The sequence below is a fragment of the Gracilibacillus alcaliphilus genome, assembly GCF_016909015.1.
GTDB lineage: Bacteria > Bacillota > Bacilli > Bacillales > Amphibacillaceae > Gracilibacillus > Gracilibacillus alcaliphilus.
This window is the reverse complement of record NZ_JAFBFA010000003.1, coordinates 94402-120943: the sequence shown is the minus strand read 5'-3', so window position 1 is coordinate 120943 and position 26542 is coordinate 94402. Positions and strand designations below refer to the sequence as shown.

At 38.9% G+C, this 26542-nt stretch carries 22 protein-coding genes; 21 read left to right on the top strand and 1 reads right to left on the bottom strand.

Annotated features, from left to right (window positions below; genetic code table 11):
- Nucleotides 1-177: 177 nt before the first annotated feature.
- The 20 genes from JOD18_RS03510 (at nucleotide 178) to mmsB (ending at nucleotide 24199) form a co-directional block, all read left to right on the top strand.
- The gene (locus JOD18_RS03510; protein ID WP_204667557.1) at nucleotides 178-1524 is read left to right on the top strand and encodes an extracellular solute-binding protein; all 1347 of its coding nucleotides are present in this window, start codon (nucleotides 178-180) and stop codon (nucleotides 1522-1524) included.
- Nucleotides 1525-1589: 65 nt separating this feature from the next.
- Nucleotides 1590-2495 carry a carbohydrate ABC transporter permease gene (locus tag JOD18_RS03505; protein ID WP_204667556.1) on the top strand — a complete coding sequence of 302 codons (906 nt, stop codon included), beginning with the start codon at nucleotides 1590-1592 and terminating at the stop codon, nucleotides 2493-2495.
- Nucleotides 2496-2521: 26 nt separating this feature from the next.
- Nucleotides 2522-3352 carry a carbohydrate ABC transporter permease gene (locus JOD18_RS03500; protein WP_204667555.1) on the top strand — a complete coding sequence of 277 codons (831 nt, stop codon included), beginning with the start codon at nucleotides 2522-2524 and terminating at the stop codon, nucleotides 3350-3352.
- Nucleotides 3353-3480: 128 nt separating this feature from the next.
- Nucleotides 3481-4767: an ABC transporter substrate-binding protein gene (locus JOD18_RS03495; RefSeq protein ID WP_204667554.1), complete on the top strand. Its 1287-nt coding sequence runs from the start codon at nucleotides 3481-3483 to the stop codon at nucleotides 4765-4767.
- Nucleotides 4768-4898: 131 nt separating this feature from the next.
- Nucleotides 4899-5786: a carbohydrate ABC transporter permease gene (locus JOD18_RS03490; RefSeq protein WP_204667553.1), complete on the top strand. Its 888-nt coding sequence runs from the start codon at nucleotides 4899-4901 to the stop codon at nucleotides 5784-5786.
- A gap of 12 nt (nucleotides 5787-5798) precedes the next feature.
- On the top strand, nucleotides 5799-6620 hold the full coding sequence (locus JOD18_RS03485; RefSeq protein WP_204667552.1) for a carbohydrate ABC transporter permease: 822 nt from the start codon (nucleotides 5799-5801) through the stop codon (nucleotides 6618-6620).
- 46 nt (nucleotides 6621-6666) lie between these two features.
- Nucleotides 6667-8694 carry a hypothetical protein gene (locus JOD18_RS03480; RefSeq protein ID WP_204667551.1) on the top strand — a complete coding sequence of 676 codons (2028 nt, stop codon included), beginning with the start codon at nucleotides 6667-6669 and terminating at the stop codon, nucleotides 8692-8694.
- Nucleotides 8695-9110: 416 nt separating this feature from the next.
- The gene (locus tag JOD18_RS03475; protein WP_204667550.1) at nucleotides 9111-9806 is read left to right on the top strand and encodes a FadR/GntR family transcriptional regulator; all 696 of its coding nucleotides are present in this window, start codon (nucleotides 9111-9113) and stop codon (nucleotides 9804-9806) included.
- Nucleotides 9807-10067: 261 nt separating this feature from the next.
- Nucleotides 10068-10910 (top strand): transketolase, encoded by an 843-nt coding sequence (locus JOD18_RS03470; RefSeq protein WP_204667549.1) that lies wholly within the window; start codon nucleotides 10068-10070, stop codon nucleotides 10908-10910.
- Between the two features lie 27 nt (nucleotides 10911-10937).
- Nucleotides 10938-11885 carry a transketolase family protein gene (locus JOD18_RS03465; protein ID WP_204667548.1) on the top strand — a complete coding sequence of 316 codons (948 nt, stop codon included), beginning with the start codon at nucleotides 10938-10940 and terminating at the stop codon, nucleotides 11883-11885.
- Nucleotides 11886-11930: 45 nt separating this feature from the next.
- Nucleotides 11931-13223 (top strand): extracellular solute-binding protein, encoded by a 1293-nt coding sequence (locus JOD18_RS03460; protein WP_204667547.1) that lies wholly within the window; start codon nucleotides 11931-11933, stop codon nucleotides 13221-13223.
- An 81-nt stretch (nucleotides 13224-13304) separates the two neighbouring features.
- Nucleotides 13305-14177 (top strand): carbohydrate ABC transporter permease, encoded by an 873-nt coding sequence (locus tag JOD18_RS03455; protein ID WP_204667546.1) that lies wholly within the window; start codon nucleotides 13305-13307, stop codon nucleotides 14175-14177.
- Nucleotides 14178-15014, top strand: a complete 837-nt coding sequence (locus tag JOD18_RS03450; RefSeq protein WP_204667545.1) for a carbohydrate ABC transporter permease — start codon at nucleotides 14178-14180, stop codon at nucleotides 15012-15014.
- 20 nt (nucleotides 15015-15034) lie between these two features.
- Nucleotides 15035-15451 (top strand): cupin domain-containing protein, encoded by a 417-nt coding sequence (locus JOD18_RS03445; protein ID WP_204667544.1) that lies wholly within the window; start codon nucleotides 15035-15037, stop codon nucleotides 15449-15451.
- A 635-nt stretch (nucleotides 15452-16086) separates the two neighbouring features.
- Complete coding sequence (locus JOD18_RS03440) at nucleotides 16087-17085, top strand: substrate-binding domain-containing protein (RefSeq protein WP_204667543.1); 999 nt, start codon at nucleotides 16087-16089, stop codon at nucleotides 17083-17085.
- 30 nt (nucleotides 17086-17115) lie between these two features.
- Nucleotides 17116-18903 carry a cache domain-containing sensor histidine kinase gene (locus JOD18_RS03435; protein WP_204667542.1) on the top strand — a complete coding sequence of 596 codons (1788 nt, stop codon included), beginning with the start codon at nucleotides 17116-17118 and terminating at the stop codon, nucleotides 18901-18903.
- Between the two features lie 16 nt (nucleotides 18904-18919).
- Nucleotides 18920-20110, top strand: coding sequence for a response regulator (locus tag JOD18_RS03430; RefSeq protein WP_239587896.1), 1191 nt, complete (start codon nucleotides 18920-18922; stop codon nucleotides 20108-20110).
- Nucleotides 20111-20323: 213 nt separating this feature from the next.
- Nucleotides 20324-21418 (top strand): multiple monosaccharide ABC transporter substrate-binding protein, encoded by a 1095-nt coding sequence (chvE, locus tag JOD18_RS03425; RefSeq protein WP_204667540.1) that lies wholly within the window; start codon nucleotides 20324-20326, stop codon nucleotides 21416-21418.
- An 85-nt stretch (nucleotides 21419-21503) separates the two neighbouring features.
- Entirely contained in the window at nucleotides 21504-23039 is a 1536-nt protein-coding gene (mmsA, locus tag JOD18_RS03420) for a multiple monosaccharide ABC transporter ATP-binding protein (protein WP_204667539.1), read from the top strand.
- Nucleotides 23039-24199 (top strand): multiple monosaccharide ABC transporter permease, encoded by a 1161-nt coding sequence (gene mmsB / locus JOD18_RS03415; RefSeq protein ID WP_204667538.1) that lies wholly within the window; start codon nucleotides 23039-23041, stop codon nucleotides 24197-24199. The genes mmsA and mmsB overlap by 1 nt, the downstream gene beginning before the upstream one ends.
- Before the next feature lie 568 nt (nucleotides 24200-24767).
- Here mmsB and JOD18_RS03410 read toward each other — a convergent pair.
- Nucleotides 24768-25295 (bottom strand): HdeD family acid-resistance protein, encoded by a 528-nt coding sequence (locus JOD18_RS03410; protein WP_204667537.1) that lies wholly within the window; start codon nucleotides 25293-25295, stop codon nucleotides 24768-24770.
- A gap of 537 nt (nucleotides 25296-25832) precedes the next feature.
- On the opposite strand from JOD18_RS03410, the gene JOD18_RS03405 reads away from it, so the two are divergent.
- The gene (locus JOD18_RS03405) at nucleotides 25833-26498 is read left to right on the top strand and encodes a YoaK family protein (RefSeq protein ID WP_204667536.1); all 666 of its coding nucleotides are present in this window, start codon (nucleotides 25833-25835) and stop codon (nucleotides 26496-26498) included.
- Nucleotides 26499-26542 lie beyond the last annotated feature (44 nt).

Below are 26542 nucleotides of genomic sequence, written 5' to 3'. Positions count from 1 at the left end.
CGTCTATTCTATCAATGATGATAACGAGCATTATTCGCTGTCAGTAAATGTGTAAACGATTACTTGTTGGTGTTTTGTGGCTAGCTAGGATGAATGCAGAAACAAGGTAAACGAAGAATCGAAAAAGGTTTCGTAAACATGTATACAAATTTTAAAAAGGAAAAGAGGAGATTCAAGGTGTGCAAGGGGCTTTTAAAACATAACACAATGATTTTTCTGTCTTTATTATTGCTGTTAACGACTTTTCTTTATGCCTGCAGTTCAGAAGATAGTGGCGGCAGTGGAGACAAGGTAAAAATAAGTTTGTCTGTCTGGGGAATGCCGTTTGAGAATGCGCTATATACAGATATTTATATACCGGAATTTGAAGAGCAGAATCCAGATATAGAAGTAGAATTTTTGCATTATGACGAGTTAAGGGACAGATACCTTACATTGGGTGCTGCTAATGACTTGCCTGATGTGATGAGATCGCCAGGTGTCAACGTACAGGAATTTATCAGCAGAGGCATGTTTATCCCTTTAGATGGTTATATCGAAAGTGAGAATTTAGATATGGACAATTATCCAGAAGCCTCATGGGTATCGATGCAGAAAGATGATCAAACTTTTGCGATTCCGCAAGATGCCAATTCAACCGTGTTGTATTATGACCCGGAAGCCTTTGCCGAAGCAGGATTAGATGAACCAAATCATGATTATACGCTGGAGCAAATGTTAGAAGATGCAGAGAAACTAACGATAAAAGGCAGTAATGGCAATATCGAACGCTACGGTTTTGTCATGGGATGGAACGCAGATAACTTTGCGAATTTCGTAATGGCTAATGGAGGGAACATATGGAATGAAGATGGCACGGTGTCGACAGTAGATAGTCCAGAGGCGATTGAAGCTTTGGAATACTGGCGGGATCTAGTAGTTGATTTTCAATTGACGACATCTACTAGTGATCAGGCACAGATGGGACCTGATGCCTATTTTCAGGCAGGGCAGGCAGCGATGTATATCGATGGAACCTGGATGGCGCCATCGATAAAGAATGCAGCACCAGATTTCCATTATAAGGCGACTAGTTTTCCAAAAGGGAAAGAGAAAGTATCACGTTCTATGTCTTCTTCCTTTGGTATCTCTAAAGATTCCGATCATCCGGATGAGGCATGGAAGTTAATTCAATTTTTAACGGAAAAGGAACAGCTCGATGTGTATTGGCAGTCTCTATGGGTTGCAGCTCCAGCCACGTTAAGTTCACTAGAAGATGAGGAATCGTTCCGGAATGTAACCGGAGTGCCTGAAGCAGATGTTCCAGGTATCGATTCAGAAGAAGAATTTGATGAAAAGCTAGGCTATCTAAAAGATCTATTTGATAATGAATGGTTAGATCAAACATGGATTAGTCCTTATCAAAATTTTTATGCAGATCACATTGAAAATGCGATTCAATCTGTCTTAACAGAAGGTGCAGACCCAGAAGAAGCCTTAGTAGAGGCAGCAGAGAGTATTAATGCCTCCATTGGCCAGAACTAGAAAAAATGCAAATCCGGAGTTCAGTCTTATATGTACTCCGGATTTCAAATAGAGGAGTTGGCGATATGCATGATGCAAAAGCAATACCTTTTACTAGAAGGAAAAGATGGTCCAAAGCAACACTGACCCCATGGATATTTCTTTCCCCTGCTTTGTTAATCATTATGATTTTTGTGATTTTGCCAACGATAGCAGGTGTTGTGATCAGTTTTCTTAGATATGATGCGATCAGTCCAGTTGAATTTATTGGATTGCAAAACTATAAGTTAGTGTTCCAGGATCAATTATTTTATAAATCGATGTGGATAACCTTTTTGTTTGCATTTGGTTCATTACTCCCTACGGTGTTTATCTCCTTAGTGCTAGCCGTACTGTTGAATCAAAAATGGTTTCCGTTTGTCAATCTCTTTAGAGCCGTTTACTTTTTACCGACTGTAGTGTCCATGGTTGCTGTCTCTTTTGTATGGTTATGGTTATTTAATCCACAGCTTGGTCCGATTAACCCATTACTCTCAGCATTCGGAATTTCGGCACAGCAATTCTTAGGTGACTCCAGTCAAGCATTAGCCATTCTAATTTTGATCAATATATGGAAGAGTATTGGTTTTAATCTAGTCATTTATTTGGCCGGTTTGCAGGGAATTGACAATAGTTTATATGAAGCGGCCCGAATTGATGGTGCCTCCCCGCTGCAATCCTTTCGTTTTATTACATGGCCGATGCTTACACCAGTGACTTTTTTTGTGGTAGCCATGTTAATTATCAACGGCTTTCAAGTCTTTGACCAAATTAATATTATGACTGGCGGCGGGCCGGCCCGTTCCACTTATGCCATTGTTTTCTATATTTATCAGAAAGGATTTAGCGAAACCAACTTCGGTTATGCCTCTGTATTGGCGGTGATGCTGTTTATCGTGATATTGGTGCTAACGCTTGCTTACCATCGCATCAATGCAAGACTTGAACGTTAACTTTAGAGAGGGAGTGTACTGCAAAAATGGTGAAGAACGCAGAATGGATTGGGCGGATATGTTTGATAATCATCGTGGTCATCGGGGCATTTACGATGTTAGTACCTTTTATTTGGATGATTTCTACTTCTTTGAAAGCGGACAGTGAAGTATTTACGTTTCCACCGACATGGATACCAGAAATCTTGCAATGGGCAAATTATGAAAAGGCCTTTAATGTTGCCAATTTTGGCCGTATATTCTTTAACAGTTTTTATGTAGCGATCGTAACAACGATATTGGGTCTGTTATTGAACAGTATGGCTGGCTATGCCTTTGCCAAATTTAATTTTTGGGGCAGAGATGTTATTTTTATTTTGCTGCTTGCTACGATGATGATTCCATTTCAAATTACGATGATCCCTATTTATATGTTATTTAGAGAGTTTGAGCTGCTCAACTCTTATACAGGGTTGATTGCGCCTAATATAGCAACTGCCTTTGGTATCTTTCTAATGAGGCAGTTTATGAAAGGTATCCCAAGTGAGCTAATGGCAGCAGCACGAATTGATGGTTCTGGCGAGATGAGGATATTTTTTCAAATTGTTCTCCCCATTATGAAGGCACCTTTGGCTGCCTTAGGTATCTTTACCTTTATGTTTTCATGGAATAACTATTTCCTGCCTTTAGTGATCATTACCGATGAAAGTTATAAGACGTTACCTTTATTAATTTCATCATTGTCTTCGGGTTTATATGTACAGAGCTGGCCGTTAGTTATGGCAGCAGCAACGATAGCCACCTTACCTATCATCATCCTTTTTTTTGTAGCACAGCGCTACTTTATCGAAGGGATGGCTCTGACCGGTATCAAATAATGCGAAGAGGTGAATGGTGTAGTGTCTGCGAATCTTTATGAAAGCAATTTAATTTAAAAGGGCGAACCAGCTTGCTGTTATAGTGATTTTTCAACCGGAATACAAATCAAAGCAAGGAGTGAAAATCAATGAAAAAAATACTAGTGGTGATTTCCATTGTATTAATGAGTGTGTTATTTATTGCTTGTAATAATGACTCGGCGACAGATGGAGGTTCTGAAGATGGTGTAGTGGAACTTTCATTTTGGAGACATGAACACCCAGAGGAAGAGGCTGCCTTACGGAATTTAATTGAATCTTTTGAGGAAGAGCATCCGAATATCAAAGTAAATATGGAAATCCAAACCGATTATGAAACAGCAATCAGAACGGCACTTTCAGGGGGAACGGCGCCGGATATCATGCAAATAGATGGTCCAACACTTGCCTCTTATGCAGAGAATGGAGCTATTCTTCCGTTGGATGAGTACTACGAGAGAGATGGTGGAAAGGACGACCTGTTAGACTCTGTTGTGGAAAGTTTAACTTATGAAGATCAAATGTATGCAGCGCCACTAAATGATGCCAGTGTAGCCATGTTCTATAATAAAAAACTATTTGAAGAAAATGGTGTGGAACTCCCACCAACAGAGGCAGAAGAGGCATGGACATGGGAGGAAGTCTTGGAAGCAGCTAAACAAATTACCGATGCAGAAAATGGAATATATGGCTGGCAGCCATCGATGGGCGGCGTGCAGCCAGGAGAGGCACAGGTATTCTCCTTATTGCCTTATCTATGGCAAGCTGGTGGTGATATTGTAGACGAAGATATTACAACAGCAAGCGGTTACCTTGATTCAGATGAATCTATCAGAGCGCTGGATTTTATCCGGTCGCTGTACCATGAGGAGGGGGTGGCACCAATTGAACAACAAGAAGACCCTTTTCCAAATGGTGTGTTAGGAATTAGTGTTGTGGGGCCGTGGGAGATTGCCTATCTCGAAAATGAGTTTCCTGACTTTGTATTTGGAGAAGATTGGGATATTGCACCATTGTGGAGAGACAGTGAACAAGTAACACCGAATGGCAGTTGGAATATGGCTATTACGTCACAGTCGGATTTTCCAGATGAAGCTTGGCTGTTTATTGATTGGGTCACTGGTGAAGAAGGGGCAAAAGTATGGTATGAAAAAACAAGAAACCTGCCTGCTAGAGAATCAACAATGGAGGCATTTGAAGATTTGAACAGTCATCCTATGAAAATTTTTGTAGATCAAGCACGTGAATATGCAAAGCCAAGACCAGTAACTCCAGACTATATTGTGATCAGTCAAACATTTGGCGATTTGTTTGAATCGGTCGTTATTAATAATTCAGATGTGGGTACGGCTGTAGAGGGAGCGGTTGAGGATATAAATAATGTCTTGGCAGAGTAGTCATCACGTCAGGTTATCTTTGCTAAATGAAGAGAGAAGCAGTTTCTTTCTTCATTTAGCTTATACCAGCACAACTGTCCGAAATAACTCCACGTTAACCGTTTTATTTGATAGATTGGAGATGAATATACATGAAAATATTCTCACAACGCAATAGGGAAGCAGTAGCTGCCTACTTATTTATACTGCCGGCATTTGGTTTATTGCTGCTGTTTATATTAAACCCAATGGCACAATCATTAATCACTAGTTTTTATGATGTCAATCTGATCAGTGATCAGCGGTCTTTTTTGGGAATGGAGAATTATCAGCATTTATTGAATGATGCCAGTTTTTATCAAAGCTTAGGTAATTCCTTTTATTTTGCTATCCTCGTTATCCCTATACAAACGGCACTTGCTTTAACGTTAGCTTTATTGGTGAAGCGGTCATTTCCTGGTGTGGGTGTGTTTAGAACGATTTATTTTATTCCGTTTATTATATCTATGGGTGTAGCTTCTTCTATATTTCGCATGATGTATAACAAAGAAGCAGGGTTATTTAATGTCATTCTAGACGGAATTGGTTTACCTGTACTTCCTTTTTTATCTAACCCTGACATAGCTATGATCGGTATTGTTATTCTTGGAACATGGAAGTCAATGGGCTTCTTTATGATTGTATTCTTAGCAGGTTTAAACAATATCCCGAATGATTTATATGAAGCCGCTCAAATAGATGGTGCCGGGCCGATTAAACGTTTTTTTTCCATTACCCTCCCTTTGTTAAAGAAGGTAATGGCTTTTGTCATTATTATTACAACGATGGATGCCTTAAAGATTTTTATTCCTATTTATGTAACGATGGCTGGCGGAGGGCCTGCAGGTTCTACTAGAACAGCTGCTTATTTTATCTATAATCATGCATTTCAACATATGGATATGGGATATGCCACAGCGGCTGCCTTTATCTTCTTTATTATTATTTTAATCATCTCTCTTATTCAGATGAGGGTTCTGCGATCAGATGTAGAGTATTAAGGAGTGATCATGTTGAATGTAATAAAAGTGATGCTGATGACCGTTATAGCATTTATCGTTCTGCTGCCTGTCAGTTGGATGGTGTTAAGTTCCTTTAGATTGGAAGAGGAAATATTTAAATTCACTGAATTAGGTTATCATTTATTAATTCCGGAGAATTGGACATTGCAAAACTACCGGGATATATTTTCCGAAAACCAAAGGCCGTTAGACAGGTATATGCTCAACACTTTATTTATTGCTGTGACAGGAACATTTTTGGGGCTGTTAGTCAATTCTTTTGCCGCATTTTCATTTGCTAAGATGCGGTTTCCTTTAAAACGATCTCTTTTTGTTATTTTTTTGTCCACGTTGGCGATCCCCTTTGAAGCCATTATGGTGCCGCAATATATGATTATCCGTGACTTTGGCTGGTTAGATACGTATACAGCTCTGATTGTGCCTCAAATTGTATGGGCTTTTGGGATCTTTTTACTGGTTCAATTCTTTTCAGATATACCAAGGAGTTTAATTGAAGCAGCCCGGATAGATGGAGCTTCATGGCTGACTATCTTCTTTAGGGTAGCCGTGCCCATGAGCTGGCCGGCTATTATTACACTAGGAATTATCACTTTTGTTGGTAAGTGGGATGAGTTTCTTTGGGCGTTGATTGTAATTAGTGACGATGCGAAACAAGTGATTCAAATTGCGATTGCCTCCTATTCACTAGAAACATATACATCTTGGGGAATGGTCTTTGCTGCTTCTACTATCGCCTCCATCCCAACGATGATTATCTTTCTATTATTACAAAAATACTATATTCAAGGTGTAACCACTTCTGGTATTAAGTAAGCCGCTAGCTACTTAGATAAATAATTGGAAGGGAGCAAGTGTATCTATGAGTCTGTTAAAGCATGAGAATATCAAAATAAAATGGTTGGAACACGGAAAGTGGACACTATATGACTTAACTAGACAAGCAGATTGGAACGGATTATACGTTGATACAGCAGATCATACCAAGATCAAGGTCGAAATACAGCAAGAAGAATCACAAGAAGCAGAGGTACTAGAGAAAATAAAGGTGAAAGTAGAGACAGATCGTATCAGCGGCATCCAACTGGTTATGCCTATACCAGAGGCTTATACATGCACATGGAAAACGCATTTAGCACCGGAACCTGATATGGTGATTGGAGATAGAGTGTTTCGTTCACCAACTATCGTAGCAGAAAATGCAGAGAGAATGTGTACCTTGGTGCCAGATCTCCATGATATCAAAGAAAACAGGGTAATCCCGCATGTGATGGACTATGTGCAGCAAGGACATTATTTTATGTATGGCCTTAGTAATTATGAAGCGACTGGTCATGTCTATTACCGGATCAGACCAAGAGAAAATAAGGTCGGAAATGAAATAACTTTTCAGTTTTATCTCGTGCAATGGAAGAAAAGAAAAACAGGCAGTAAACGTGACTATCGCCCTTTAGAGAAATATTTATGGGAAAAATTTGCTTGTAACGAGTCGCTTGTCAAAGAAGTGGGCGAGAATCCATCAGTCAGCTTACAAGCCTTGGAACCATACGTCAGACATACGTATAACTGGTCTTTTCATCATTGGGCTTCTGTTTGTTGGCAAGAGTTTGATCAGAAAGGCAGTAGGGTCGGCTCACACGTATTTATTGTTACGGCAAATCAAAAGCCAGGCAAGGGATCAGAAGAAGTTTGGCGTGAAAAGAAAAGTATTTGGAATCAAGCATGGTTTTCCAGTATAAGAAGTACCTATGGCTATGCATTGTGGGGAAGACATTGGAAGGATGAGAGCTTAATAGAAAAGGCTGAGAAAAGCTTACAATTCACCTTAAGTGCTCCGCAAATGAACGGGCTGTTTCCAGGCTGCTATGAAGCTGGGGCAGATAAGAAATGGGAAAATGGCAGCTGGCGAATGTCTTCTGACAGACAGCCTGATCCAAGTCTTCAGGATTATGTTCATTTATTAGATGCGTCTTGGACGTGCTATTGGCTGTTGAAATGGTATCGAGATATAGAAAGAAAAGAAATCATTCTGCAATATGTAAAGAAATATGTGGAACGTTTATTGTTATTGCAATATTCTGATGGAAATTTTCCTGCTTGGGTGAGACCGACAGATCTTGATGTTTCCGAATATTTAAAAGAAAGTCCAGAAACTTCGGTACATGTGATGTTGTTATGCCTGCTTTATGAAATCGATCCAGATCCAGACTATATTGAAGCAGCTGAAAAGGCAGGTAAATATGTGCTGCAGCATATCGTTTCTCAGGGAAGATGGGAAGACTTTGAAACCTATTGGTCTTGTTCGAGGGAATGGAGTGGCAAACAATATCGAAAAAAAGATGCCAGAAGCGGGTTATATAATCAATGTAATTTTGGTATATATTGGACAGCCGAGGCATTGAAAGATTTATTTAAAGCTACCAATAAAGGCGATTACTTGGAATATGGAGAGCAAGTTCTCGCAGAAATGTCCTTGTTCCAACAAATCTGGCAGCCGCCATTCTATACCGTTCCGACAATCGGAGGGTTCGGTGTGATGACAAGTGATGATGAATGGAATGATGCCAGACAAAGCTTATTTTCTTTAACTTATTTGGATTATTATCAGATTACAGGGAAAGACAGGTATAAATATCGTGGATTATTAGCGATGAAGGCTTCTTTCTATATGATGTACTGTCCAGAGAATAAGGAAGTCAAAAAGCTATATGAAGCAACACATCCACACTTTAATCAGATGGATTATGGCTTTCATATGGAGAACTTTAACCATGCCGATAGCGGTTCAAAGAATCAAGTCGGTGAGTTCACCATATTTGATTGGGGAAACGGAGCAGCAGCAGCCTCACTGGCCGAGATAACGTTGAAAAGAAATTATTTTGACAGTTGATTTTTTTGAAGCAGCATTTGAGTGTAATATATATTTGAAATACATTCCAAATGTATGGAAGGAAAACTCATCAAAGAAATAGTTATAGAATGGATAGTATTATGGGTTAAATATAAAAATTAAGTTATGAAATAGGATTTATGACAAGGCAATACCTAACAAATGGTACTGTCTTTTTTTTTATGGATAAAAAACTATTCAGATGTATGAATAAGTAATTTATACGAAAATAGTCCAAAGAAATAGACTTTAGCAGGGCTGTTAGTAATTACAAGTAGCTGATAAGTGTGCAACAAAATATGTCCTACCAATTATTTAAAGGTTTAAATATATTAAAATTCATATGACCTATTGACAAGTTGTCTGACAATATAATATATTTGTTCTACAAATAAAAATATTAGGAGAGCTTAGTCATGGAATATTTAACAGATAAGAAAATTGCTAGTAAAAATAAAATTATCAATATTATTGTTGATTGTTTAAAAAGCGGTGACACCTTACCGTCTGAAAAAGAGCTTAAAGAACAATTAGATGTAAGTAGATCGGTATTAAGGGAATTACTAGCTGAATTTGAAGCTAGTGGAATAATTGTTGCAACACAAGGAAGAGGAAGGGAGGTGAGGTTTCCAAATGTAAGTAATTCCATTGTAGGAGGATGGAACATTTTATTACGGGCTCGACCTGAAACATTGTTAGAACTATTAGATATTCGTCACATGTTAGAGAAAGGTTATCTCCCATTGGCTATTCACTCTTTAGAACTTTCAGATTTACAGATGATGAGAGATTTAATCAATCGGATGGAAGCTAAGGCTAAGCGTGGAGAAGTTTTTAAAGAGGAAGATCAGCTTTTCCACAAGATTCTGTATTCTAGAATCGAGAATATGTTATTGGATCAACTGCTAAACTCATTTTGGGAGATTTTTGAACAAATGAAAGAGTTTCATCGTTCGGAAAATTTAGAACAAGCTGCAGCTCTGCACAGTGAAATATATGAGGCAATTGTGATACAGGATACACAACAAGCACAAGACTTAATGGAAAAGCAATTTGAAGATGTACGAGTAAGAATTGAAGCTTACTTAGATTCAAATAAGGAATCAAAATAAATAGGCTTATCATTTAGTTAACTATTTGTACCTCCTCCTATTCTATCCAGAATAGGGGATATCTGGTTGAGAAGGTATGGATGCAGCAGCCAGCAGCAAAAAATTTAGCGCAGTGTAACTGGCTGTAAGCCTCCCAATTCACATCATTTCTAAGTAGGAGATTTAACAGCCAGTAACGGCCCGATTGTTGGGAGTGGAAAAAAATACTGAACGAAATTTCACTTTATTGCAAGTCTTAGTTTGAAGAGGAGGAATCAAGATATGACAAATGTAGAAGAGCTCAAACAAATTGCAACCCGTATAAAAAGAGATATTATTCAATTATCTGCTGCGAATTCAGGGCATCCTGGTGGAGCGATAGGAGCCGCTGAAATTATCGCAGAATTATACTTTCATCGCATGAAGCAAGATATTACAAATCCTCAGTGGGAAGATAGAGATCGTTTTGTATTAAGTAATGGGCATACGTGTCTAGCACTGTATTCTGCCTTAGCAAGAAAGGGTTACATTGATGTCGAAGAATTGAAAACGTTTAGGAAGATTAATTCACGGTTACAAGGACATCCTTCCCGACATGACTTACCTGAAATTGAAACCGCTTCCGGTCCATTAGGGCAGGGGCTTTCTGTAGCTAATGGCATGGCAATGGCGCAAAAATTACGTGAAAGTTCAGTGAAGGTTTACTGCTTAGTTGGTGATGGCGAGTTGCAGGAAGGCCAAATATGGGAAGCAATGATGACATCAGCCCATCATAGATTAGATAACCTGGCGATGATTATTAATTGGAATAATATTCAAATTGATGGGCGTGTAGAAGATGTAATGAATATTGAACCTCTTGATGAAAAATTTGAAGCTTTTGGCTGGAATGTTATTTCTATAAATGGACACAAAATAGAAGAGATACAAGCTGCCTTTGATCAATTTGAACAAACGAAAGAAAGACCAACTGTCATTATTGCAAAAACTGTTCTTGGTAATGGGGTGTCTTATATGGAACATGAACCAATTTGGCACGGGAAGGCACCATCAGCAGAAGAAGAGAAAATTGCTCTAAAAGAAATTGGCGAAAGTAATTTTGAAAGCGATTTAATTTTAAATTAATTAAACATGGTAGGAGGAGGATTTTACATGGCAGAAAGAGCAGGACGGGATGGATTTGGACAAGCATTATTAGAATTAGGAGCAGAGAATGAGCGTGTGGTGGGATTGTGTGCTGATCTAGCGGAGTCTGTAAAGATACATTGGTTTGCAGAGAAATATCCTGAAAGATACTTTCAAATTGGTATAGCAGAACAGGATATGATAGGTACAGCTGCTGGTTTGGCTTTATCAGGATATATACCATTTGCTACTACATACGCTGTTTTCGCCGCCCAAAGGGCAAATGAACAAATTAGGTTAGTAGCTTGTTATAACGAGGCAAATGTAAAAATAGCTGTCAGCCACGCAGGTTTGACAACTGGTGAGGATGGTGCAACACACCAAGCGCTTGAAGACATTGCTTCGATGAGAGCAATGCCAAACATGACGGTTATTGTCCCTGCAGATGCTGCCGAGGCGTATGAAGCAACAAAAGCAAGTGCTTCATACAACGGACCGGTATATTTACGATTAGGTCGCACGCCAGTTCCAGAACTGACAAAGGATGCTGGGGAATTTCAGTTAGGTAAAGTAAGGAATATGAAAGAAGGAACAGATGTTACTATTTTTGCTTGTGGAATTATGGTAGAAAGAGCAATGTTAGCTGCTGCAGCATTAGCAGCTGATGGTATTCATGCTGCTGTAATTAATGTGCATACCATTAAACCGATTGATCAAGAAGCTATTATTGAAGCTGCCCGGAAGACTGGTTGTGTTGTTACCGCTGAAGAACATTCTGTTATTGGTGGTCTAGGCGGAGCTGTAGCTGAGGTATTGGCTGAGAATTATCCAGTTCCTTTGATACGAGTGGGAACCAAGGATACCTTTGGTGAATCTGGGCCACCAGAAGCGCTGCTTGAGAAATATGGTTTGACAAGTAAGGAGATTATAGCAGCCTGTCAGAAAAGTATATCTATGAAGTCTGTGTATGCTTAAAATTTCACATAGTTTATAAATGCGTATACAAGGGGAGAGAGACAAGTGAAAAAAATTACTTCATTACTAGTTTTGTTTATATTGAGTATGGTGTTAATGGCATGTACAGCGTCAATAAATTCTTCAGAAGGGACAACAACAGATGAGGATAATTCAAATGAAAGTGACTCGGATGGAGAGGTTACATTAAATTATTGGTATTGGGCAGATAATTCGGAGTATTCCCAACTTATGCAAGACATTATTACAGAGTTTAATGAAACAAATGATAAAGGCATCACTGTAGTAGGTGAAGAATATCCGTGGGATGGCGGTGGATACAGTGATACATTATTTACTGCTGCAATGGGTGGCGGAGGACCAGATGTAGCTGCCTTTAAATTGACCGCAACCCCATTATTTACAGCGAATAATCTTTTGGTTAATCTCGATCAGTTTATCAATGATTGGGAAGATAAAGACGATATTGAAGAGAATTTATATGATGTAATGCGTGACGCAAGTGGTACAGATAGTATTTACGTAATGCCTTGGAATACACAAATACTGTATGTTTATTATCGACCATCCATTTTTGAAGAAGCAGGTATTGAGGTGCCAACAACATACGAGGAGTTTTTAAAAGCTGTTGAAAAGACAACAATGGATACAGATGGTGACGGTACTACAGATATATATGGTTTTGGTATGCGTGGTGCAACAGGAGGTCACGAACCATGGGGCAGTTTTATTTATGCTCGAGGTGGGAATTTTGAAGATTTAAGCAGTGAGGAAGCAAAGCAAGGGATGCAAGATTTTGTTGATTTGTATAGTGGCGGGTTTGTTCCACCAACTGCTACTACTGATGGATTTAATGAAATTATTGCAAATTTTAAATCTGGCAGAACTGCAATGACGATTCACCATACTGGATCAGCCGCAGAAATGATAGAGACTTTTGGTGAGGACGTTTCAGCCTTTCCTTTCCCTGGCGGCGAAGGACAATGGACTTCAATGGGGGATACGAATAATGTTATTTTCGAATCAACGGAACATAAGGAGGCAGCATTTGAATGGGTTTCTTATTTAGCAACCGGGAAAGGACAAGAGGATTGGAATGTAGCAACTGGAAATGTGCCAGTTAGTAAAACAGTCCAAGAGTTAGATTTTTTCCAAGATGATGATTTTATGAGGGTATCGATTGAAAGTATGCCATATGCAGGAATCGTTCCAATTAAGGATACGACAACAGAATGGATTAATGTAGCTTGGCCAAATACGATTTCATCGGCCTTATTAGGTGATCAATCGGTTGAAGAAGCGATGGACTCGTTACAAAAAGCATTGAACGAAAAGTGAAATTTTTACAAAATGTAAACGCATTCAATTAAATGGCAGTTATACTGTATAACTGCCATTTTCAAACAGAGGTGAAAGCTTTTGATTAGAAAAAAATTTAATATATGGCCATATTTACTGATAGCGCCAGCATTATTGATTGTAACCTTTGTGGTATTTCTGCCAGTAATTGAAGCTATTTTTATGAGTTTTCAACAATATGATTTACGCCGGCCTGATCAAATTGCATATATTGGCTTTATGAATTTTGCAGAAATGTTTAGTGATCCAGTGTTTTGGCAAGCATTGAAGAACACAGTCATCTGGGTTGTTTTCGGAGTAGGACTTCAGTTTGTTTTTGGTTTTTTGTTAGCTTTGCTACTAAACCAGCAATTCAAAGGAAGAGGCGTTGTAAGAGCTGTAAGTCTGATTCCATGGGCAACACCTGGTGTATTAATTGGTTTAATGTGGAAGTGGATTTATGATGGCAGTTATGGTGTATTAAATGATTTATTAATGAAGCTGGGTTTGATTGATCAACCTATTATTTTCCTATCACAAACTTCTACAGCTTTCGGTTCTGTCATTGTGACTATCATTTGGCAAGGTATTCCGTTTTTCGCCATTATGATATTGGCAGGTCTTCAAGCGATTTCTACAGAAATGTACGAGGCTGCTGATATAGACGGTGCAACAAGGTTACAGAAATTGTGGAGGATTACTATCCCTTCTTTGAAAAATGTTATATTTATCACGATTCTATTAAGGGTTATTTGGGTCGCGAATTCAGTTGACATAATTCATAATATGACGGGTGGAGGCCCCTCTTATTCTACCCAGACTTTAAGTGTCTATATTTTCAATAAAGCAACTGTACTAGATTTAGGTTATTCCTCTAGCATGGCATTGTTCTTAATGTTAATGCTCGCTATTGTTGCCATCCCGTATTTAAGGAATTCATTTAAGGAGAGATAAATGGTGAAGCAAAAAAGCTTACTTCAAAAAACATTGTTGTTGTATCTACCTCTCGTAGCGATTATGTTATTTTTGCTTTTCCCTTTTTATTGGACATTTATAACTTCAATAAAGCCGGAAAGTGAGTTATATGGTTCAGTTGTTACATATTGGCCAGAGAATATTACATTTACGGCTTATCAAAAATTATTTGGTGAATTTAATTTTTTACTGCCAATGTTTAATAGTTTTTCAGTAGCAACGATTACAACCATTGTAACATTAACTGTATCAACACTTGCCGCATATGCATTTACAAGGTTTGAGTTTTTGGGAAAGAAGATATTTATGGGACTCTTTCTTACGAATAATATGTTTCCCAATGTGTTGTTACTCATTCCATTATTTGCAATAATGCGCAGTTTGAATCTACTATATACACCGATTTCGTTGGTTATTGCTTATGCAACATTTACCATCCCTTTTTCTGTATGGATGTTGACAGGTTATTTAAAAGATTTGCCCTCTTCTTTAGAGGAAGCTGCAATGATTGATGGCGCCAATCGTGCGAAGGCTTTTGTTAAAGTGATTTTACCTGTATTGATGCCCTCTATCATTGCGACAGGTGTCTATATTTTTATTCAATCTTGGAATGAATATACATTTGCTGTGTTATTTACTAATGAGGAAACACGTACTATACCAGTTACCTTGAAAAATTTAATCGGTCAGCTAGGTGTTCAATGGGATCTATTAACGGCTGGGGGCATTATTACAATTATTCCAGTATGTATCATCTTCTTTTTTGCGCAGAGGAAGTTAATTGAAGGAATGACCGCAGGGTCTGTTAAAGGATAAAAGTATAGGAGGACTAATGAATGTTGATTAAACAATATGTGTTTGAAGATGAGGGAATGAAGAAAGTTTACGAAAATAATCAATGGATGGTAGGCATAAAAAATTGGAAACTAGCAAATGATATCAATGGATTCACTAACCTAGAAAAACATAATGAAACAGATGAATTATTTGTCCTGTTATCAGGCGAATGTACGCTAGTATCTGGTGAACAGTTAAATAATCAATGGAAATTTGGCAGTGTATACATGGAATCAAACAAAGTATATAATATACCAAAAGGGGTATGGCACAACACAATTACCTCTAAGGACACTAAGTTAGTCTTGATAGAAAAACCGGACACTAGTATGGAGAATAGTGAGATAATTGAACTGGATAAAGAAGAGATTAACACAATAAAAGAAATGATAGTTAATATGAAAAAAAATAAATGATGTAGCTGAAAAAGGATTTTGTAAGTGGTCATGAACAGATAGTTGTTTGTGATCACTTTTTTTATGATAAATAGCCTATTTTTGATACATAATGGCATCAGAAGTTTGTTCTATGTTTTTAATATATAACCGGGTCTGAAATAAAGTAGATCTATTTTAAAGTAGAAAATTCGCCGCCTATTCTATACGAAGTTAAATCTGTTTTACACTAAGGTACTATACTGATTGCTACCTTTTCTTCACAATTATCTCTGGATAGAAAAGTTGCATTCTCCTGCCATCCAAGCTACGATAATAGCGATGGTTGAAGATACCCCGCTGAACAGTTAGTCCTATAGAACTCGATAAGCGCCTGATTTCCTCACAATTCTATCATAAGATTCACATTCTATTCATAACATGCTAGTAATAGTGTCCAGAAATAATAGCGTGACATTACTCTATCAAGTGATGCTGAACATCACTAGTTTATCTCGGTGCAAACGTTCGTACACTTCAGACTTGGAGAGATTGCAAAGAAGTCTAAGCGGTAATAACGGACGCTAACACCCCGATAAGTCTCGCTACCCATCAGTGGGGATGCGCAAAAAACCTCACTGATGGCAGTTTTGCTTTATAATGAAAGGGGTTGCAAGATGAAAAAACTATTATTTATATATATCATCTTGATTGGGTTATTTGTTGTGTATGTATATCACTATCAAACTAATGAAACGGCAAGTAATGATTGGGAGGATCATGAATTACAAGGTTCCGTGGAGGAGACCTATGTGATGATCACCTTTCAAACGGGGATAGATTATTGGAAACGGGCATTAAAGGGGTTTGAAGACGCAGCAGAAGTACTCAATGTATCGGTTGAATATCGTGGGGCAACACAGTACGACATCAATGAAGAGATTATGGCTCTAGAACAAGTAATTGCAAGAAATCCAGCAGGTATCGCTATTTCGACGATGGATCCGGAAGCAATGAACCCTACTATTAATAAGGCGGTAGAGGCCGGAATTCCGGTGGTCATGTTTGATGCTAATGCGCCTGACAGTAAGGCATATGCCTTTATCGGAACAGATAATTTTGAAGCAGGTGCCACAGCAGCACATAAAATGGCAGAGTTGCTTGATGAGAAAGGAGAGGTGGGAATTATCACACATCCTTATCAGCTCAATCATCAAGAACGAACAGATGGATTTCATGCGACCATTGAGAAAAAGTATCCTGAAATGACAGTAGTTGAAATAAAGGATGGCCGTGGGGATCAGCTGATATCAAAAGAGGTCTCAGAGGAATTGCTCAGCGAGTATCCCAATCTTAAAGGTATATTTGCTTCAGAGGCAAATGGCGGGGTCGGTGTTGGAAAAGCAGTCATAGACCAGAACAAGGCAGGACAGCTACACATTATCAGTTTCGATACGGATAAGGGGACACTGGATCTGATTAAGGAAGGTGTGATCTCAGCAACAATGGCTCAAGGAACAAGAGAGATGGGTTATTGGTCCTTACAATTTCTCTTTCATTTGCAGCATAATGTAGTAAGTGATGTGAACGGTGAAACCACCTTACCTCCATATGTTGATACAGGGATAAAGATTGTGACCGAAGAAAATGTGGATGATTATTATGCCATAGAATAACGGCTGTATACAGAGAATGGATGGATACAATTGAAGCGATGGACACAAATAAATAACTTGCCGATACGTTATAAGTTAATTACACACTTCTTATTCATTAGTATTTTGCCTATTTTTTGTCTTGCATTATTTATTAGCTGGACGGTTGAACGGGTGATGGAAGAACAAGTCAGCGATAATACCTTACAATTAATCGGCAAGGTAAACGAATCGTTTGAGTTTTATATGAATAATCTGCAGAGCTACACGTACATGATTGCCAATAATGAAAATGTGGAGGAGTTTTTTGATCAGACAGATACATCAAAGGCAGCAGATATCAGATATGATATTCAGCGTTTTTTGCGGACATTTACCACTGTATCGCCGGAAGTAGCGGGGATTATGGTAGTCAATAGCGATGGGGCATTTATCAGCAACGAATTATATGCTCCTGATGATGTAGATTTAACAGAAACAGCTTGGTATCAAGCCGCCATTGAAGCAGAAGGCATATTCAGCGTCTTCGGCCGTCCTGAAGGGAGGCGTCTTACCTCTATAGTGGAATATACAAACGATGATGTAGTGACAGTACTCAAGTCGGTTGTGGATCCTTTTACAGAGAAGACCCATGGCGTAATCATGATTGATTTGAAACTGCGCGTCATTGCAGAAGAAGTTCAGGATATTACATTAGGGAAAAACGGCTATTTGATGGTAATAGATGAACAAGGACGGAATATTTTCCAACCGCAGCAGCCGATCGTCTCGACTGTGCCGCTAGAGTGGTTAGAGGAACAGCAGTCTGGTTCTTTTTCCAAAACAATCAATGAAGAGAAGGTTCAATTTATTTATCAAGAGTCTCCGTTTATTAATTGGACAACAATTGCGGTTTTTCCTGCTGAAGAAACAGTATTTGGTTTGAAAGAAATTAACTTTTATTTAGTTGTATTTATTTTTATGATCATGCTGTTTGGGATTACGGTTTCTTACTATCTCTCTTATTCGATCTCCAAGCCGCTGGTTCAGTTGGTTTCGTTTATGAGAAAAGCGGAGGATGGGGACTTCCAGGTGCGTTATAAGGGGAAAAGGGAAGATGAAGTAGGTCTGTTAGGGAAAAGTTTTAATAAAATGGTTAAAAAAATCAATCAGCTTATGCATGTAACGGAACAGCAAGAAAGGCAGAAACGTGAAGCAGAGTTTCGCAGTCTGCAAGCCAATATTAATCCACACTTTTTATATAACACATTAGATACTATTCAATGGATGGCAAGAAAACATAAGGCCAATGATGTGGCAGAAGTGGTGGCTTCTTTAGCGAAACTGTTTCGAATTGGGTTAAGCAAGGGCCATGATTTTATTTCATTATTCGAAGAAATCGATCATATTGATAGTTATTTAAAAATACAGCAGACACGATACCGCGATAAATTACAATATCGTATTCAGGTCGAAGACTCGATCAAAAGTGTTCCCGTACTAAAGTTTATTTTACAGCCTATTGTTGAGAATGCAATTTATCATGGGATTAAAGAACGTCGCGGTGCAGGTACCATTGAAATGGAGGCATGGCAAGAAAAAGGTGATATAAAAATTCAAATAAAGGACGACGGGAAAGGCATGACAGAAGAGCAAGTAACAGACATGAGAGCCACATTACGAGAAGCTGTACAACGAACAGAAAAACCGGAGGAAACAAGAAATAAAAAAGGTTACGGTATGCTTAATGTCCAAGCACGGATTCAACTGACACACGGCGAAGGCTATGGTATGGCTATTGATAGTAAGGAAAATGTCGGAACAACTGTCACCATTTTATTGCCCGACGACCGTTCATAGAATGAGGAGGAACAAGATGCAGAAGTGGAAAGTATTAATCGCAGATGATGAGTTTATGATTAGGGATGGCATTCGATCTGTTATCAATTGGGCAGATTATCATATGGAAGTCGTTGCTGAAGCAGAGGATGGTGAAGAGGCACTGGAACTAGCCTCGGCATATCAAATCGATATTGCGCTAATTGACTTGAATATGCCGATTATGGATGGAATGACAGCTATGAAGAAAATCAAAGAACAGCTGCCTGATTGCCGGATGGTAGTCATATCTGGATATGATGAATTTCGTTTTGCTCAAGAGGCCATTCGATTGCAGGTAGAAGATTATTTGTTAAAGCCGGTTGATCCGCAACAATTAGAAAATATTCTGGCAGCTGTTCAAAAACAGTTGGAGCAACAACAAGCAACAGATCAATATGTCCAGCAAGCTGCCTCTCAAGTGGAGAAAAATAGGATGCAGTTGCGAAATCGCTTTTTTCAAGATTGGTTATCCAGTAATCTATCAGAAACAGAGGTGCTGTATCAGCTCCAGTTCTTTGATTTGCCGGCCGCTTTCCCACATGCTTTACTTGTTTTTAAATGGCTGGAGGGAGAGAAAGCACAACAGCTGCTTCTACATGATCCGCATAGGGTAACAGATGAAGTACTGTGTGAATGGCTGGAAACAAAGTTGCAGCCGTATCATGCTGCTATCTACAAGGAACAAGGACAATGGGTGACGGTTTTTCTCTGGGAAGGGCTGCCTCAGTCATTTACTGCTCAATTAGAGGAAGCAGCCACAGAAGAGTTAGGCCAGCATCTGGTAGCGCAGTTAACCGTAATCGAAGAGATAAGTGCAGCAACGGCTTACCATCAAGCAAAGCAAGCCCTCCATCAACGAGTACAATTACCTGTCTTAGTGAAGGAGGCATTGCAATATATACGAGAGCACTATCAAGACCCAGATTTGACCTTGGAACGTGTGGCCGATTACTTGCATATCTCTGTCGTGTATCTGAGTAAAACGCTTAAACAAGAACTAGGTATTTCCTATGTGCAAATTGTCACTAAGCTGAGACTGGAGGCAGCAAAGGAGCTGCTGAAAACAACAGATTATAATATAAGGGAAGTGGCAGAGCAGGTAGGCTATGATTCACAACATTATTTTAGTACAGCATTTCGAAAAGTAACAGGCGTAACGCCAAAGCAATTTAAACAGCAAGTATAAGCAATCGTGGCGACAACCAACAGTTTAAGAAAGGATAACAGCGAAACGTTTGAGTGTTATATACATTCAGACGTTTTTTTTCGTGAAGTAACTGATCCCGTCTTTGACTAAATTTTTATAAAAACTGTTTAAAAGATTGTAAAGGCTTTCAAAATGAATTGTGCTACATTATAAAGCAAGCAATAGAAACAGAATAAGGAAAGGGGTCTTGATATGAAAAAGTTTGGTTTTATCACAGTATTCGTTGGTCTCATGTTATTGCTGGCAGCATGCGGAGGAGATGATGCATCCGGTGGATCGGGGGATGAAGTAGCAAAGGATGCTTTGATAGGAGTTGCCATGCCGACTAAATCCTCTCAGCGCTGGGTAGATGACGGGAATAATATGGTAGAGCAATTAGAAGCATTAGGATTTGAGACAGATCTGCAATATGCGGAAGATGATGTAGATACACAGGTGGAACAGATCGAGAACATGATTGTAAAAGGAGCAGATGTACTCGTTATTGCTTCGATTGATGGCACAGCCTTAACCAATGTATTAGAAGAGGCTGCTGCTCAAGATATTCCGGTGATTGCCTATGACCGCTTGATTATGGAAAGTGAGCATGTCACTTATTATGCTACCTTTGATAATTTTAAAGTAGGTGTTTTACAGGCCTCGTATTTAGAAGAAGCACTTGATCTGCCTAACGAGGAAGGACCTTTTAATATGGAGTTGTTTGCTGGTTCACCAGATGATAATAATGCTTATTTCTTCTGGGATGGTGCGATGAGTGTGCTAGAACCATATATAGATGAAGGGAAATTAGTCGTTCAAAGTGGACAAACCAATTTTGAACAAGGGGCAACGATGCGCTGGGATGGAAACACAGCAAAATCACGAATGGAGAACATTCTCAGCAGTGCTTATTCCGGTGATGAAAAAGTAGATGCAGTACTTTCTCCATATGATGGGATTAGCCGTGGTGTGATTCAGGCGCTGAAAGGGGTAGGTTATGGCTCGGATGACTTGCCATTGCCAATTATTTCAGGGCAGGATGCAGAACTAGCCTCTATTAAATCCATTATTGCAGGTGAGCAGACGCAAACCGTGTTTAAGGATACACGTGATCTAGCAGCCAGTGCCGTAGAAATGACAGAAGCAGTCTTACGAGGAGAAGAAGCAGAAGTAAATGATACTGAATCCTATGACAATGGGGTGACAGTAGTGCCGACATTCTTAGTAGAGCCAGTCTCTGTAGACATAGACAATTATCAGGAAATTGTAATCGACAGCGGTTACTATTCAGAGGATGAGCTGGAATAACTATTCTTTTTTCCCTGTACAGCAAGAACTTAGTGGTGATAAATGGATCACCACTAAGTTCATTCCATGAAGGTGGTGAAAAAAAGTGTCAGCATTTATTTTGGAAATGAACAATATAACAAAGACTTTCCCAGGGGTGAAAGCACTGGATAATGTCAATTTAAAGGTAAAACAAGGAGAAATTCATGCCTTGGTTGGCGAAAATGGAGCAGGTAAATCGACATTAATGAAAGTGTTGAGCGGTGTTTATCCAGCAGGCAGCTATGAGGGGACTATTAATTTCGAAGGGGAAGCATGTCATTTTAAAGATATTAACCAAAGTGAACAGTTAGGTATTGTAATTATTCATCAGGAATTAGCGTTAAGCCCTTATCTTTCTATAGCGGAGAATATCTTTTTGGGAAATGAACGGCAATCGCGTCAGATCATTGATTGGCAGGCTACATATGCCGAATCTCGTGAGTTGCTAGAGCGTGTAGGGCTGCATGATTCACCAGAAACGGCGGTAATGGATATCGGGGTAGGAAAACAACAGCTAGTAGAGATTGCGAAAGCATTGTCTAAAAATGTTAAATTATTGATTTTAGATGAACCGACAGCGGCCTTGAATGAGACCGATAGCGAGAATTTATTACAGCTGTTATTAGAATTAAAACAACAAGGCATCACATCGATACTAATCTCCCATAAATTAAATGAGGTTTCCTTTGTGTCTGATTCGATTACAGTATTACGTGATGGGCAAACCATTGAGACATTGGATGCCCATACAGAAAAGATCGCCGAAGAACGGATTATCAAAGGAATGGTGGGACGCGAATTAACCAGTCGTTTTCCTGATCGTCATCCGGATATCCAAGAAACCATATTTGAAGTGAGAAATTGGGAGGTCTATCATCCACAGCAAAGTGATCGAAAAATGATTGACGATGTTAATTTTTATCTTCGAAAAGGCGAAATTGTCGGGATCGCTGGTCTTATGGGAGCAGGCCGGACAGAATTAGCGATGAGTATATTCGGTAAATCATATGGCAAACGCATATCCGGTGAACTATATAAGAACGGCGCAAGGATAGAAGTAAACACTGTTGCTCAGGCAATTGAACACGGTATCGCCTATGTATCAGAAGATCGGAAGACATATGGATTGAATTTGATCGAGGATATAAAGCGTAATATTACATCCGCCAATTTAAAACGAATTTCCTGGGCTTCTATTGTCGATGAGAATCAGGAAATCGTCGAAGCACAAGCATTAAAAATGAAACTAAATATCAAAACACCAACATTAGAGCAGCTAGCAGGAAATTTGAGTGGTGGTAATCAGCAAAAAGTAGTTTTAAGTAAATGGATGTTTACTGAGCCAGATATTCTTATCTTAGATGAGCCGACTAGAGGTGTGGATGTAGGGGCAAAATTTGAAATCTATACACAAATTAATGAACTGGCTCAACAAGGGATGGCAGTCTTGGTGATTTCATCTGAATTGCCTGAAGTGTTAGGTTTATCAGATCGATTGTATGTGATGAATGAGGGGCGTTTTACAGGTGAACTGACAAAAGAGGAAGCAAATCAGGAGAATGTGATGCGTTATATGACAGGAAGCGAGGTGGAGGCATAATGCAAGTACTCATTCAGTTGTTTCGAAATAATATCAGGGAATATGGAATGATTATCGCCCTTATCTTAATTACTGGACTTTTCTTTCTGTTAACAGATGGTGTTAACCTAAAACCGCTAAACTTAACCAATTTAATTTTGCAAAATGGTTTTATTCTAGTCTTAGCTATTGGAATGGTTCTAGTAATTATTACAGGTAATATTGATCTTTCCGTTGGTTCCGTTGTTGCCTTTATTGGCGCGATTGCTGGGGTATTAATTATTAATATGAATGTCCCTGTTTGGCTGGCGGTAATAATCGCCATAGCGGCCGGGGGTCTGATTGGTATATGGCAGGGGTTTTGGATCGCTTATGTAGGTATCCCATCTTTTATTGTTACCTTAGCCGGTATGTTAATTTTCCGTGGTTTGACGTTATGGCTGCTGGATGGTAAATCTCTGGCTCCTTTTCCAGAGTCCTTTCAGAAGCTAAGCAGCGGCTTCGTGCCGGATCTTTTTCAGGGCGGGGAGCTGCACATTTTTACGATTGTCTTATCTCTGGTTCTATCGTTTGTGCTTATCTATTTAGAATTTAATAAAAGAAAAACACAAGTGCAATACCAGTTTGAAGTCGTCCCTCTTTGGGTTAGTATTGCCAAGCTTGCCTTGTTACTGTTAGCGATTAACTGGTTCGCTTATCAGCTGGCCATGAACAAAGGGATTCCAACAGTCCTAGTTATTGTCTTAGTCCTGATTATTGTCTACTCCTTTATTATGAAGAAAACAGTGATGGGACGCCATATTTATGCAACAGGCGGTAACAAGAAAGCGGCAGATTTATCAGGCATTAAAACAAAGCGTGTTGTGTTCTGGGTGTTTGTCAATAATGGGGTATTGGCAGCTTTAGCAGGACTTATGTTTGCCGCCCGGCTTAATTCCGCAACACCTGCAGCTGGTAATATGTTAGAGTTGGATGCGATTGCCTCTGTATTTATCGGCGGGGCTTCCATGGCTGGCGGTGTTGGGACAGTAATTGGCGCAATTGTTGGCGGCCTGGTGATGGGTGTGATGAATAATGGTATGTCCCTTATCGGTGTCGGAATCGACTGGCAGCAAGCAATAAAAGGGATGGTCTTGCTGATCGCCGTTGGGTTTGATGTGTATAATAAGAATAAGAGGTAGATAGAACAGAGAGACTGTTGCAAAATGTAAATATTGCATTTTGCGACAGCTTTTTTTGTATGTTGGAGGGTTCATTTTGATTATTTCTAAGGATGGGTAAAAGTATTTACATAAGACATCCTTTTTTTAACTTTCTAACATGGCTTCAACAAATAGAATCATAGCATGAAAAGGATAGAATAGCCTTGGCAACTGATCAAAAGACAGCTCCTTAGCGTTTAAAAAGATAAGATAACCCCGGCATAAGAACAAGTCCTTCGTCATCTGCTTTTGTGTGGTGCAAAGAAAAAGATTGTCGCACCATGTAGCTCCCATTGTGCAACAGCTCCTAATGTGTTTTGAAAATCTATTAATAGGAATTTATCGCAGTGTAACTGGCTGTGAGACTCCCACTTCAAGCATAAAGGAACAGTCATTTCTAAGTGGGAGATACAACGCCAGTAATCGCCCGATTGGTTCAGCTAACGTTCAGTGGGTAGGAGGAAACGGACTAAGTTCGTGACGTCGTGTCGCAACGTCTACACTAGCATATCCTAAGCGTCGAAAACCCACTGAACGAAGTTTCACTTTAGCTCTTGCGCGTACTGCTATTTTGAAAATGTCCAACAATTTCAGAGATTCCGATACATGCCAGGATAACACCAAAGGTTTGAAAAAGGATCAGTGTGCTCTGGAAAGGATTAAAAACAAGAACGGCCCCGCCAATCACAAGCAGGATACAAAAGATCGTCCAGCCTGTACTTTTAATATTCAAGGCTACAATCAGATGCATTAGTCCATTGATGACAATCGCCAAACCTAGTAAAAACGGCAAAATTGAGAACAGCGTTGGTGCAAAATAAAGGAAAACGCCGGCTAGTATAATTAAGATAATACCGCCTGCTAAGCCCATACCATAAGAACCGGTCTGCTGTTTTAATTTGTGGTTTTGGTAAATCTTAATCACACCTAATAAGGTTAGATACCCAGCAATTAAATAACCGATAAAGCGCAGAAATCCCTCAGGATTAATAAAAATGGCTGCACCAATTAATATAAAAATAACTGCACGGAGAATAGCGTGGCGCTGAAAGTTTTCTTTGAAATTTTTGAGCATCTGATTGTACCTCCCGTTTGACTTTTTTAAGTTATTTTATGGGAATGCATTTCATAAATCAAAGTTCTTGAGTCCCAAGTGTTTAAAAAAAGAAGTACCTTCCCAAATCTAGTATAATGGTAGTCGGTGAAAGGATCCTAAAAAGACGGGAAAACTACTTTTATGATCATTATACGACAGTAAAGTGTATTTGACATGTGAGAACCTTAACCGTAAGAAATCATTATTTTTTATGATCGATATGCTTTTGGCAAAAGACTTAAACATGCGCATAAACGATGACTTTCATTTTGACATGGTTGTGAGTGTATCTAAAGTGATAGTTAATCGTATAAAGCTTCATCAATTTTGTTTTTTGACACTTAAGTATAAAGAATAATACCCGATATTGTAAACTAAATAACGTCTATTTAATAATTGCTGCACATTTGTTCATAAAAGGAAGATCATCTAATTATTGCATCGTTCTAATTGTGAGTATAGAATCAAAATGGCATGCAGGTCTATTATTTCAAATCGTGGCAGGAGGGAGTGATTATGATGCAGTCTGAAATCAATCAAAATAAAATTCTTACGATCTTAACTATTTTTTCTATTTTTCTGATGGGATTTATTGATGCTTTTACTTTTATTACACAAGATGGCTTGTTTGCTAGTGCGCAAACGGGAAACATGGTTGTCTTGGCCGCCAAGTTGTTTGAAGGAAATCCTATAGAAGCTTTTGTTCATCTAGCATCCTTTGTTGGTTTTTCTGTTGGAGCATTTATGGCCCAAGGAGTGATTGAACGTTTTAAAGAATACGGCTGGAGAAAGTATCGCAGCTATCTTCTTCTTCAGGTGATCTTTCTGTTTATTATTGCGATCATCCAACAGCTTGTAGGAGCTTCTGTTATCGGATTTTTGTTGGGGTTACTTGCAGGATATGAGCTGACAGTATTTCGTAAAATTAAATCGACAAGTATAAATAACGGTATTATGACAGGAAACACAAAAAATTTGATGAACAATCTTTATTTAGCTATTTTTAAAAAAGATAAAGAGGCACTACATACCTTTTTTACATTATTGCTCGGGGTAGGGATATTTATGTTGGGGGTTGGAATAGGTACAATTGTTTTATCTTTTGGAATACAATTAAACTTGTGGCTGGCCTTTTTTCTTACGGGTATCGTTTATATTTGGCTGCTCGCAAAACGGGCTTAGCTTATTTACAGAAGTGCTAATATCCCAATAAATTTCACCTGATT